This is a genomic window from Pseudomonas migulae NBRC 103157 (genome assembly GCF_002091715.1).
Lineage (GTDB): Bacteria > Pseudomonadota > Gammaproteobacteria > Pseudomonadales > Pseudomonadaceae > Aquipseudomonas > Aquipseudomonas migulae_A.
Map to the genome: position 1 here is coordinate 120,144 of NZ_BDAG01000004.1, position 12,979 is coordinate 133,122.

The 12,979-nt window shown below is 59.6% G+C and carries 11 protein-coding genes; 9 read left to right on the top strand and 2 right to left on the bottom strand.

The features are described 5' to 3' along the window. The first annotated feature begins 143 nt into the window (after positions 1–143). On the top strand, positions 144–404 hold the full coding sequence (locus PMI01S_RS05225; RefSeq protein WP_084318298.1) for a hypothetical protein: 261 nt from the start codon (positions 144–146) through the stop codon (positions 402–404). Positions 405–406: 2 nt separating this feature from the next. Here PMI01S_RS05225 and betT read toward each other — a convergent pair whose 3' ends face one another. Beyond that, positions 407–2,362: a choline transporter BetT gene (gene betT / locus PMI01S_RS05230; protein WP_167362916.1), complete on the bottom strand. Its 1,956-nt coding sequence runs from the start codon at positions 2,360–2,362 to the stop codon at positions 407–409. 424 nt (positions 2,363–2,786) lie between these two features. Then, positions 2,787–3,713, bottom strand: coding sequence for a serine O-acetyltransferase EpsC (epsC, locus tag PMI01S_RS05235; protein ID WP_084318300.1), 927 nt, complete (start codon positions 3,711–3,713; stop codon positions 2,787–2,789). 193 nt (positions 3,714–3,906) lie between these two features. Between epsC and PMI01S_RS05240 the strand changes: the two genes are divergently transcribed. From PMI01S_RS05240 to PMI01S_RS05280, 8 genes are all read left to right on the top strand, one after another. After that, the gene (locus PMI01S_RS05240) at positions 3,907–4,899 is read left to right on the top strand and encodes a D-cysteine desulfhydrase (RefSeq protein WP_084318301.1); all 993 of its coding nucleotides are present in this window, start codon (positions 3,907–3,909) and stop codon (positions 4,897–4,899) included. Between the two features lie 313 nt (positions 4,900–5,212). Continuing rightward, complete coding sequence (tcyJ, locus tag PMI01S_RS05245) at positions 5,213–6,007, top strand: cystine ABC transporter substrate-binding protein (protein ID WP_084318302.1); 795 nt, start codon at positions 5,213–5,215, stop codon at positions 6,005–6,007. Further along, a complete protein-coding gene (gene tcyL, locus PMI01S_RS05250; protein WP_084318303.1) occupies positions 6,007–6,672 on the top strand; it encodes a cystine ABC transporter permease in 666 nt (221 codons plus the stop codon). Before tcyJ ends, tcyL begins: the two co-directional genes overlap by 1 nt. A 4-nt stretch (positions 6,673–6,676) precedes the next feature. Continuing rightward, entirely contained in the window at positions 6,677–7,432 is a 756-nt protein-coding gene (gene tcyN / locus PMI01S_RS05255; RefSeq protein WP_084318304.1) for an L-cystine ABC transporter ATP-binding protein TcyN, read from the top strand. A 467-nt stretch (positions 7,433–7,899) separates the two neighbouring features. Next, positions 7,900–8,649 carry a hypothetical protein gene (locus PMI01S_RS05260; protein WP_084318305.1) on the top strand — a complete coding sequence of 250 codons (750 nt, stop codon included), beginning with the start codon at positions 7,900–7,902 and terminating at the stop codon, positions 8,647–8,649. Between the two features lie 399 nt (positions 8,650–9,048). Beyond that, positions 9,049–10,290, top strand: coding sequence for an SfnB family sulfur acquisition oxidoreductase (locus PMI01S_RS05270; protein ID WP_084318307.1), 1,242 nt, complete (start codon positions 9,049–9,051; stop codon positions 10,288–10,290). A 23-nt stretch (positions 10,291–10,313) separates the two neighbouring features. After that, positions 10,314–11,507: an SfnB family sulfur acquisition oxidoreductase gene (locus PMI01S_RS05275; RefSeq protein WP_084318308.1), complete on the top strand. Its 1,194-nt coding sequence runs from the start codon at positions 10,314–10,316 to the stop codon at positions 11,505–11,507. After that, positions 11,507–12,859, top strand: coding sequence for an LLM class flavin-dependent oxidoreductase (locus PMI01S_RS05280; RefSeq protein WP_084318309.1), 1,353 nt, complete (start codon positions 11,507–11,509; stop codon positions 12,857–12,859). Before PMI01S_RS05275 ends, PMI01S_RS05280 begins: the two co-directional genes overlap by 1 nt. Positions 12,860–12,979: the final 120 nt, after the last annotated feature.

Consider the following 12,979-nt stretch of genomic DNA (forward strand, 5'->3'; position numbering starts at 1 on the left):
CGCCGCCTTCGCGAGCAAGCCCGCTCCCACATTCGATCTCGATTGAACACAAAATTTGTGTACTACAGAGCACTAATGTGGGAGCGGGCTTGCTCGCGAAGTCGGCTTTACAGGCGACACCCACCTGAAGGGAGGATCACACCATGCACACCACGATCATCATTTTCTTCGGCCTGGTCCTCCTGGCGCTGATGCTGTTCATCGGCGAGAAAATCGGCTTCGGCCGGCAAACCCTGACCTACAGCTTCATCGTGCTGTGGCTGGCCCTGACGATGATCAACGGCGCCATCGGCGTGGTCACTGCCGGCCAGCCCGTAATGACGGAACTGGTGGTCGGCAGTGTGGTGTTTGGCGTGCCGGTGGCGGCGCTGGTGCTGTTCATGGCGTTGAGCAGCGAGACCTGACTTCAACGCACCAGATGCAAAAATTGCATGTGCCGCTCGTACTGGTCGAGGATGTCGTTGATGACCTGCTCCTTGGTATAACCCACCAGATCGTAGTCCTGACTGCCCTCGCTCAAATGCACTTCGGCCCGATAATAACGACGATTGTTGAGCTCCTTGGAACCCATGCCGCCACGGGCGAAGGACGGCGTGAAGTAGCCACGCATCTGCACCTGATAAATGAACGGATGCTGTTCGCCGTGACCGATTTCGAGGCTGACGCTGTCGTTCGCCGGGTCGGGCTGCGTGACCACATTCAAACCCTTTTCGACGAACACCGCCGTCACCTCTTCGATCGCCGGGCGCACCGTCGTATCGAGGAAGCGATAGACCTCATCCCTTGACGGGAAATGCACCGCCTGACTCAAGCGCTGACGCCATCCGCCACGCCGGGAACCGGAGACCGGTGCCAGGGAATGCAGCTGCGCGATCTGCTTCTGCGACTCCAGATAAAACGCCTTGTGCAGCCCCCACATCATCAACAACAGAATCAGCGAGAACGGCAGCGAGGTCAGCACCACCGCTGACTTCAGCGCGTCGATGCTGCCGGAGAACAGCAGCGCACTGGTCACCAGCGCCGTCATCGCGCCCCAGAACACCCGCAGCCATTTCGGCCCGTCTTCATCCGGGTTGCCGCCCTTGGCCGAGAGCGTCGACAGCACCACAGTGCCGGAATCGGCGGAGGTGACGAAGAACACGAAGCTGATGAACACCGTGACCGCGATGACGGTTTTGCTCCATGGGTAGGTTTCCAGCAGCAGGTACAGGGTCATCGACGGGTTGTCGATGGCCGACATGCCGAGCGCACTCATGCCGTGGTTGAGCACCTGGTCGATGGCACTGTTGCCGAAGATCGACATCCACGCCAGGGTGAAACCGAGCGGGATCAACAGCACGCCAAAGACAAATTCGCGGATGGTCCGGCCCCGGGAAATCCGTGCGATGAACAGGCCCACGAACGGCGACCACGCGATCCACCAGGCCCAGTAGAACACCGTCCAGCCGCCCAGCCAGTCGCTGGGTTTGTCGTAGGCGTAGAGGTCGAAACTTTTCATCGGCAACGCGCCGAGGTAGTCGCCGATGTTCTGGATCAGGGTGTTAAGCAAATGCTGCGTGGGCCCGGCGAACAACACGAACAGCAGCAGTGCACAGGCCAGCAGCATGTTGATGTCGGACATGACCCGCACGCCTTTATCGACGCCGGACACCGCGACGATGATCGCCGCGCCCATCATCAGCGTGATCAGGCCGACCTGAATCCACTGGGTGTGGGCGATGCCGAACAGGTAGTCCAGACCCGAATTGAGGTGCAACACGCCGAAGCCCATGTCGGCACCGAGGCCGAACACCGTGGCGATGATGCCAAAGCCGTCCACGGCGTAACCGATCGGGCCGTTGATGCGCTTGCCAATCAGCGGATAGAGCGCCGATCGCAGGGCCAGCGGCAGGTTGTGACGGTAGGCAAAGTAGGCCAACGCCATGCCGACGAAAGCAAACACGCCCCAGCCGTGCAGGCCCCAGTGCAGAAACAGAATCTGCATCGCCTGGCGCGCCGCATCCGCCGTTCCGGCCTCGCCTTGCGGCGGTTGCGACAAGTGGGTCAGCGGCTCTGACACGCAAAAGAAAAACAGCGTGATGCTGATCCCCGCAGCGAACAGCATGCCGGCCCAGGACAGGTAACTGAATTCGGGCTCGTCGTGGTCGGCACCGAGCTTGATCTTGCCGTAGCCGGACAAGGCGGTGACCACCACGAAGACCAGATACAGGGTCATCGCGAGCATGTAATACCAGCCGACCGTATTGGCCGCCCAGTTTTGCGCTTGCAGAAGCCACGCGCCGGCCTGTTCAGGCATGGCAATGACGACAATGCCGAAGAGCAGAATGAAGGTCGCCGCGAAGTAGAACACCGGCGGATTCATGCGGACCTGGCCGCTGGCGGGGGTGGACGGTGCACTCATGAAAGATGCGCCTCAAGGGGGTGAAACCGGGCAATCAATAACGGACTCGGCAAGGGCAAGCCTCCTGTTGTGAGCGGGCAGCAAACCGGCGGTTTAACTTGAATGAGCGTTCAAGTTAAACATGAATAGGGTGCTAAGGACTAATCGCAGGGCTCGGCGGTACTGTTCGTACGCTAGCTCAAGGATGGGTATGACGCGGGGTTTGGGGGATTTGTTCAGCGGGGAAATGGGTGGATGCCGTTATCGCGGTTTGTCTTGAAACCGATCGCCAGCAAGCCGGCTCCTACAGGTTTTGTGTCGCTCACAAAATTATCGTTCGACACAAACTTTGTAGGAGCCGGCTTGCTGGCGATGGCGTCTGAAAGGCCGCTAAAGATCCCGGGCCTTACTTCTGCGTCCCATCATCATGCTGCAGATTCGCCTGCGTCAGGTTGCACCCCGCCGGCACACTGCGGGTCAGCCAGACGTTACCGCCAATGGTCGAGCCCTTGCCGATGGTGATCCGCCCCAGAATCGTCGCGCCGGCATAGATCACCACATCATCCTCGACAATCGGATGCCGCGGATGGCCCTTCTGCAACTGGCCGTCTTCGTCCGACGGGAAGCGCTTGGCGCCCAGGGTCACGGCCTGATAAATCCGCACGCGCTCGCCGATGATCGCCGTCTCGCCGATTACCACGCCCGTCCCGTGATCGATGAAGAAGCTGCGGCCGATTTGCGCGCCGGGGTGGATGTCGATACCGGTCGCCGAGTGAGCGATTTCTGCACTGATCCGCGCCAGCAGCGGCAGTCCGGCGCGGTACAAATGATGCGCGAGGCGATGGTGAATCACCGCCAGAATCCCCGGATAGCACAGCAAGACTTCATCGACGCTGCGGGCCGCCGGGTCACCGTGATAGGCCGCCAGCACGTCAGTGTCCAGCAAGCTGCGCAGCCCCGGCAGGGCGAGGGCGAAGTCCTGAATGATCTGGATCGTTTTGGCTTCGACTTCAGTGTCGGCCGAGGCGCTGTGGCGGGCGGCGTAACGCAGTTCAAGTCGTGCCTGCCCCAGCAACGCGTTCAGCGCAACGTCCAGCGTGTGGCCGACGTAGAAATCTTCACTCTCTTCGCGCAGGTCCACCGGGCCGAGGCGCATCGGGAACAACGCACCGCACAGCGCTTCAAGAATCTCTGCCATGGCCGCTCGGGAGGGCAATTCGCGACCGCCCTGCTCGCCACTGGCGCGGCCGTTTTGGGCTCGCCACTGGTCGCGCGCCGTGCGCAGCTGGCTGACGATGGTCTGCAATTGCCAATGGCTGGAACGCTCGCTCACGGTAAAAAACTCCACATGGGCGGCCGGACTGTCTGGCCGCACTGACGGCGATTACTTTACGGCAAGGTCTGGAAGCCGAATTAAGAACCGATTGTGCTGTGCTCAGCACGTTTGGCTATAAGTCACCTTGCCGGTTGCCCACACTTATAGCCGTGCCTATAGTCCTGACATCTTCCACCGCCAGTACGGACCCATGATCAAACAACAGCTCGCCCGTTTCGACCGCCTCGATCTACTCAGCCACCCGACCCCTCTGGAAAAACTCGAACGCCTGTCGGCCTGGCTCGGCCGCGACGTGTACGTCAAACGCGATGACCTGACACCGCTGGCGATGGGCGGCAACAAGCTGCGCAAACTCGAATACCTGGCCGCCGATGCGCTGGCTCAGGGTGCGGACACGCTGATCACCGCTGGCGCGCTGCAATCCAACCACGTGCGCCAGACCGCTGCTCTCGCGGCGAAACTGGGGCTGGGCTGCGTGGCACTGCTGGAAAATCCTTTGGGCACCGACGACGCCAACTATGTCGGCAACGGCAATCGGCTGTTGCTCGACCTGTTCGATACCAAGGTCGAGTTGGTGGAAAACCTCGACAACGCTGACGAGCAACTGGAAGCCTTGGCCTCACGCCTGCGCAGCAACGGCAAAAAGCCGTATCTGGTGCCGATTGGCGGCTCGAACGCGTTGGGCGCTTTGGGTTATGTGCGCGCCGGGCTGGAACTGGCCGAGCAGATCAAGGACACCGGCCTGACGTTCGCTGCGGTGGTGTTGGCCTCCGGCAGCGCCGGAACCCACAGCGGCCTGGCACTCGCGTTGAGCGAAGTACTGCCGGATTTGCCAGTGATTGGCGTGACGGTGTCGCGCAGCGATGAAGATCAGCGGCCCAAGGTCCAGGGCCTGGCCGAGCGTACCGCGGCCTTGTTGGACGTGCGCCTGCCGGCCAGTTTCAAGGTCGAGTTGTGGGACGAATATTTTGGCCCGCGTTATGGCGAGCCGAATGCCGGGACGCTGGCGGCGGTGAAGCTGGTGGCGAGTCAGGAAGGATTGCTGCTGGACCCGGTATACACCGGCAAGGCCATGGCCGGGTTGCTCGACGGGATTGGTCGTCAGCGGTTTGATGAAGGGCCGATCATCTTCCTGCACACCGGCGGGGCGCCGGCGTTGTTTGCCTACAAATCGGCTTTTTAAGAGCGCTTTGCGCTCTATCGCCAGCAAGCCGGCTCCTACGGGGTTCGTGTCGAACGAAGATTTATGCACGACACAAACCCTGTAGGAGCCGGCTTGCTGGCGATAGCGGTCTACTGGCGACATATGCAATTAAAGAATAACAAATAGAATATTTATTATTTTCCTATCTAAAAGCGCCGTCATATAGTCTCGCCGCAGGCGAATTTGCAGCGAGACGCATACGCTGCTTTAGGGCAGGATATTGCAGTCGTCCAAATCCCGATTTTGCCAACATTCCTAAAAGCGTTCTCATAAGAAAACACAGGGGCTTGTCATGAATTTTTCCGCATTACGTCGAAATCTGCTGGTCGGTTCGCTGGGCCTGGCGCTGAGCGCCGGCCTGCTGGGGCAAGCGGTTGCCGGTGAGCAGCTGCAAAAAATCAAGGACGCGGGCGTGATCAACGTCGGTCTGGAAGGCACCTACCCACCGTTCAGCTTCGTTGACGCCGACGGCAAACTGGCCGGTTTCGAAGTCGAATTCTCCGAAGCCCTGGCCAAAGAGCTGGGCGTGAAGGTCAAACTGCAACCAACCAAATGGGACGGCATCCTCGCGGCGCTGGAATCCAAGCGTCTGGACGCGGTGATCAACCAGGTGACCATCTCCGAAGAGCGCAAGAAGAAGTACGACTTCTCCGAGCCGTACACCATTTCCGGGATTCAGGCGCTGGTTCTGGAAAAGAACAAAGACACCATCAAGACCGCCGCCGATCTGGCTGGCAAGAAAGTCGGTGTAGGCCTGGGCACCAACTACGAACAATGGCTCAAGGACAATCAGCCTAAAGCCATTATCAAGACCTATGACGATGATCCGACCAAGTTCCAGGATCTGCGCGTCGGCCGCATCGACGCCATTCTGATCGACCGCCTCGCCGCACTGGAATACGCCAGGAAGGCCAAGGACACTGTCGCCGCCGGCGAAGCGTTCTCCCGTCAGGAAGCCGGTATTGCCCTGCGCAAAGGCGAGCCTGAGTTGCTGGCTGCGGTAAACAAAGCCATCGACAAGCTGCGAGCTGACGGTACGCTGAAAAAGCTTTCGGAAAAGTACTTCAGCGCTGACGTCACTAAATAATGGAAGAAGCTTTCCAACTCGCACTGGACTCCCTGCCCTTCCTGCTCAAGGGGGCCTACTTCACGGTCATCTTGAGCCTGGGCGGGATGTTCTTCGGCCTCATGCTGGGCTTCGGCCTGGCACTGATGCGCCTGTCGCGCTTCAAGCTGGTGAGCTGGATCGCCCGCATCTACGTGTCGTTCTTTCGCGGCACGCCGTTGCTGGTGCAACTGTTCGTGATCTATTACGGCTTGCCGCAATTGGGCATGGAACTCGATCCGCTGCCGGCGGCCCTGATCGGCTTCTCGCTGAACATGGCCGCTTACGCCTGTGAAATCCTGCGTTCCGCGATCAGCTCCATCGAGCGCGGTCAGTGGGAAGCTGCCGCCAGCATCGGCATGACCCGTGCGCAGACACTGCGCCGGGCCATCATCCCGCAAGCAATGCGCACCGCATTGCCGCCGCTGGGCAACAGCTTCATTTCGCTGGTCAAGGACACCGCGCTGGCCGCCACCATCCAGGTGCCGGAGTTGTTCCGCCAGGCGCAGCTGATCACGGCACGCACCTTTGAAGTGTTCACCATGTACCTTGCCGCCGCGCTGATCTACTGGATTCTGGCCACGGTGCTTTCGCACCTGCAGAACAAGTTGGAAGAGCGGGTCAATCGGCACGACCAGGAGTCCTGACCCCATGATTGTCGTGGAAAAACTGACAAAGCAGTTCAAGGGTCAAGTCGTGCTCAACGGCATCGATCTGCAAGTGAAGGAAGGCGAGGTCGTCGCGATCATCGGGCCTAGCGGTTCGGGCAAAACCACGTTCCTGAGGTGCCTGAATTTTCTCGAAGAACCCACCAGCGGCCGGATCAAGGTCGGCGACATCGAAATCGATGGCAGCCGTCCGTTGAACCAGCAGCAGAGCCTGGTGCGACGCTTGCGTCAGCACGTTGGCTTCGTGTTCCAGAACTTCAACCTGTTCCCCCATCGCACCGCCCTGGAAAACGTCATCGAAGGCCCGATCATCGTGAAGAAGATCCCGCACGCCGACGCCGTTGCCCTGGGTAAAAAACTGTTGGCCAGGGTTGGCCTGGCGGGCAAGGAAGACGCTTACCCGCGACGCCTCTCCGGCGGACAGCAACAGCGTGTGGCGATTGCCCGCGCGCTGGCGATGGAGCCGGAAGTGATTCTGTTCGATGAACCCACCTCAGCGCTCGATCCGGAGCTGGTGGGTGAAGTACTGGCGACCATCCGCAGCCTGGCCGAAGAGAAGCGCACCATGGTCATCGTGACTCACGAAATGGGTTTTGCCCGTGACGTGGCCAACCGCGTGGTGTTTTTCGACAAGGGTGTGATCGTCGAGCAAGGCGAAGCCAAGGCGCTGTTTGCCAATCCTAAAGAAGAACGCACAAAACAGTTCCTCAGCAAGTTTCTGAACAATGCTCACAACTGAGCTGCAATAACAAAGTGCTAACTTCCATGGATGGAAGTCACATTGCACCTTCATATACCCCCTCAAACATTCTCAAATAATTTATCCATTTTTCGATATCGTGTGCGGTACATATATATGTCCTGCTGCAGATTAACCTCGCCTAAAATCCTCGAGAAATTCAACCACTGCCATGCGTATAGCCTGCTCCCACGGCATCTGAAACCCGTGATTTCAGTGGTCATGTTCGACAGCACGATGCAGTTTCCTGACCTGAAAGCGTAGGAGCTTTCTGAATAACATCAGATGCATTATTTAACTAACTCATGCTATTGACAGTTATTCCTGCGCACTCTTATCTAGTCTCCAGCCGATGTAAGCATTCACGACCCATCCTTGTTTTCATACGAAAGTAATGAGCCGTCTGTTGCTCGGCCATTCAGCTCTTTCAGAAACGGACTTCGCTGCAAGACTTCAAGGAGAACCCCATGAAAAACACCTCGAACAAACCCGGACTTGCGGCGCCGACCGTGGCGCAATCACACAAGAGCGGCATCAACATCACCTCGGCAGCTCATCTGCTGATCGACGTCGCACCTTACCCCGGCATGGATGAAGGCGACTTGATCGAGCTGTTCTGGGACAACTGCTACGTGGCCTCCAGGGTGCTGAATACCCAGGACGTCGGTAAAGCGATCAGTCTGCGAGTGCCGGAAAGCTTCATCGCCAATGGCTCCTCGCGCATTCACTATCGGCTCATGCAGGTCGGCCATGGGCCTGCGCTGTCGTCGGCAACCCGTGTCCAGGTCAAGCTCGACTGCCCCGGCGGCCCGCCATCTGCACTGTGTGGTGACGAAAACCAGCGTCTTGCACCGGTGAGCCTTCCCGAAACCATCCGCCGTCTGGGCGTTAACCCGAACCAGATCAAGCGCGGCGTTCCCTTGACCATCGAGCCGTACCTGAACATGGCCGCCGACGATGAAATCACCCTGCGTTGGGGCGATGTGCGCATGGACTTGCCACGGCTCAAGGCGAGCGACGTGGGCAAGCCGATTCAGGTCTGGGTGCCGCCAGCGATCATTCTCGAAGCAGGCGAAGACCTGCGGCTGGAAGTGACCTACTGCATCCTCGACCGAGTGGGTAACAACTCCCGCTGGGCACCGGCGCGGATGCTGAAGATTGGTTGTGCCAATCCGTACCTCAGGATGCCGCCGAAAGGAATGGCTCATGGCTGTTGAAGGAAAGCCAACGCCGCCGTTCTTACTGTAGGAGTGAGCTTGCTCGCGATGGACGTCAACGATGACGCTGGCCACCTGAATGAACACGTTGCCTACACGTTTTTCGCGAGCAAGCTCGCTCCTACAGAATCCGAACGCGGGCTGTGTCTGTTGCTACAAAAACAAAGTGTTGCGCTGTGTACAGTTGCTCACGACACACTTCTATTCATATTCCTAAAAGTTAGTTTATTAATTTTTTATACACGCTTAGGGTATATGAACCGGACCACCGGACATTCTTGTTTTTACTTCGCTGCAACCATCGCAGCGTTCCATGAGATGTGAGGTAGGTATGGTCCGGAACACAATCACCCCAGTGCAGATCGCCAGGGCATTGCGTGCAGCCAAGGAGCGGCACTGATGTCCAGTCTTGCAGAAGCAACCCTCCAGAGTGATCTGGACATCGCTCCCCTGTTGTTGCCCGCGCAGGTCTTGCGCAACGACGCTCAAGCCATCAAGGCCGCCCATGAACTGGCGCACGCTGCCCGCCTGCAAGCGGCCAAACGTGACCAGCAGCGCAAGTTGCCATGGTCGGAAATCGAACAGTTCACCCGCAGCGGCTTGGGCAGCATCGCCATCCCGCGCGAATACGGTGGCCCGCAGGTTTCGTTCGTCACCCTGGCCGAGGTGTTCGCGATCATTTCCGCGGCCGACCCGGCATTGGGACAGATCCCGCAGAACCAGTTCGGCATTCTCAACCTGGTGCTCGGCAGCGCCACCGAAGCGCAGAAAAAGCAGCTGTTCAAAAGCGTGCTCGAAGGCTGGCGCATCGGCAATGCCGGGCCGGAACGCGGGACCAAAAACACCCTTGAACTCAAGGCACGGATCACCGCCGACGGCGACGGTTTTGTCATCAGCGGGCAGAAGTTCTATTCCACTGGCGCTCTGTTCGCCCACTGGGTTGCGGTCAAGGCGCTGAACGACGACGGCAAGCAAGTGCTGGCCTTTGTCCGTCGTGGCACGCCAGGTTTGCGCATCGTCGATGACTGGTCCGGTTTCGGCCAGCGCACCACCGCCAGCGGCACCATTTTGCTCAACAACGTGCGGGTCGACGCCGAGCTGGTGGTGGATAACTGGAAGATCAACGACAAGCCGAATATCCAGGGTGCCGTCTCGCAATTGATTCAAGCGGCCATCGACGCCGGCATCGCCCGCGGTGCCATCGACGACGCCATCGAATTCGTGAAAACCCGCGCACGGCCGTGGATCGACGCCAAGGTCGAACGCGCCAGCGATGATCTGTATGTGATTGCGGATATCGGCAAACTGAAAATCGAACTGCACGCCGCCGAAGCGCTGCTGCGCAAGGCCGGGCGAGTGCTCGACCAGGTCAACGCTGCGCCGCTCACCGCCGACTCCGCTGCGCGAGCTTCGATTGCCGTGGCCGAAGCCAAGGTGCTGACCACCGAGATTTCGTTGCTGGCCAGCGAAAAACTTTTCGAACTGGCCGGCAGCCGCGCCACCCTCGCCGAATTCAACCTCGACCGCCACTGGCGCAACGCCCGCGTGCACACCCTGCACGACCCGGTGCGCTGGAAGTATCACGCCGTGGGCGCTTACCACTTGAACGGCACGTTGCCGGCTCGCCATTCCTGGATCTGACGACCAGACATCTGGAGAAACCTATGACTCTTTCTCACCACGTCGCGGTCATCACCAGCGATGAGCAAGCCCTGATTGTCGCCACTGATCTGGCTGAAGATTTCAAACGCGACAGCGCCCTGCGCGACCGCGAACGCCGTTTGCCGCACCCCGAACTGGAAGTGTTTTCCCGCTCGGGCCTGTGGGGCATCAGCGTGCCGAAGGAGTACGGCGGCGCTGGCGTTTCCAACGTCACGCTGGCCAGGGTGATCGCCTTGATCGCCCAGGCTGACGGCTCCCTCGGACAAATTCCGCAGAACCATTTTTATGCCCTCGAAGTGCTGCGAGTGAATGGCAGCGAAGCGCAGAAAAAACGCCTCTATGCGGAAGTGCTGGCCGGCCAGCGCTTCGGCAATGCGCTCGCCGAACTCGGGACCAAAACCGCTCACGACCGCGTCACCAGCCTGACCCGCGATGGCGACGGCTATCGCATCAATGGCCGCAAGTTCTACGCCACGGGAGCGATCTACGCACAACGCATCCCGACGTCGGTAGTGGATGAAAACGGTGTACAGCAACTGGCGTTCGTCCCGCGCGACAGCAAAGGCCTGACCGTCATCGATGACTGGAGCGGGTTCGGCCAGCGCACCACCGGCAGCGGTTCGGTGGTCTTCGAAGACGTCTACGTCGCCGCCGAAGACGTGATCCCGTTTCAAAGCGCTTTCGAACGCCCGACGACCGTCGGCCCGTTGGCTCAGATTCTTCACGCCGCCATCGACACCGGCATCGCCCGCGCCGCCTATGAAGATGCACTGCATTTTGTGCGGACCAAAACCCGGCCATGGATCGACGCCACTCATGAAAAAGCCACCGACGACCCGCTGACCATCAAGAGCTTCGGCCATCTGAGCATCCGCCTGCACGCCGCCGAAGCCTTATTGGAGCGCTCCGGTGAATACCTCGACAAGGCCCAGGCCGAGACCAACGCCGAGACTGTCGCCGCTGCGTCGATCGCCGTTGCCGAAGCCCGCGCCATCAGCACCGAAATCTCCCTCGCCGCTGGCAGCACGCTGTTCGAACTGGCCGGCAGCCAGGCAACCCTGATCGAACACGGACTGGATCGCCATTGGCGAAACGCTCGGGTTCATACGCTGCACGACCCGGTGCGCTGGAAGTATCACGCCGTGGGCAACTACTACCTCAACGATGAAAACCCGCCGTTGCGGGGGACCATCTGATGAGTAAGAAGAAGATCCTGCTCAACGCGTTCAACATGAACTGCATCGGGCACATCAACCATGGCTTGTGGACGCATCCACGGGACACCTCGACCCAATACAAAACCATCGAATACTGGACCGAACTGGCGCAGTTGCTGGAGCGTGGACTGTTCGACGGGCTGTTCATCGCGGACATCGTCGGCGTGTACGACGTCTACCAGAACTCAGTGGACGTGCCGCTGAAAGAGTCGATCCAGTTGCCGGTCAACGACCCGCTGCTGCTGGTTTCGGCGATGGCTGCCGTCACCAAGAACCTTGGTTTCGGACTGACCGCCAACCTGACTTACGAACCGCCCTATCTGTTCGCCCGACGCATGTCGACGCTCGATCACCTGAGTCGCGGTCGGGTCGGCTGGAACATCGTCACCGGTTATCTCGACAGCGCCGCCAAGGCCATGGGCCTGAGCGAACAGGTCGAACACGACCGTCGTTACGACCAGGCGGATGAATACCTCGAAGTGCTCTACAAACTCTGGGAAGGCAGTTGGGAAAACGGCGCGGTGCTCAACGATCCGCAGCAACGGATCTATGCGCAGCCAAACAAAGTGCACAAGGTCGAGCACAAGGGTGAGTTCTATCAGGTCGAGGGTTATCACCTCTGCGAACCGTCGCCGCAGCGCACGCCGGTGCTGTTCCAGGCCGGCAGCTCGGATCGCGGTTTGCTGTTCGCCGGGCGCCACGCGGAGTGTGTGTTCATCAGCGGTCAGAACAAACCATCGACCAGGGTTCAGGTGGACAAGGTCCGCGCCAGCGCCGTCGAGGCCGGGCGCAATCCTGAGGACATCAAGGTGTTCATGGGGTTGAACGTGATCGTCGGCGCCACCGAAGAACTGGCCTGGGCCAAGCACGCCGAGTACCTGAGCTACGCCAGTGCCGAGGCCGGCGTGGCGCATTTCTCGGCGTCGACCGGGATCGATTTTTCCGAGTACGAAATCGACGAGCCGATCCAGTACGTGAAGAGCAACGCGATTCAGTCGGCCACCAAAAACCTGCAAAACAACGACTGGACCCGCCGCAAATTGCTCGAGCAACACGCTCTCGGCGGTCGCTACATCACCGTGGTCGGTTCGCCGGAACAAGTGGCCGATGAGCTGGAGTCGTGGATCGCCGAAACCGGGCTGGATGGCTTCAACCTGACGCGGATTGTCACACCGGAAAGCTATGTGGATTTCATCGAACTGGTGATTCCGGAGTTGCAGCGGCGCGGGTCGTACAAAACCGTTTATGACAATGGCAGCCTGCGGGAGAAGCTGTTTCACGCAGAGGCGCATTTGCCTGAGCAACACACCGGATCTGCTTACCGACGCTAAAAGCATCGCCAGCAAGCCGGCTCCTACAAGGACACCGCGATCCCCTGCAGAAGCCGCTAAAAGCATCGCCAGCAGGCCGGCTCCACAAGGAGAACGCGATCCCCCTGTAGGAGCCGGCTT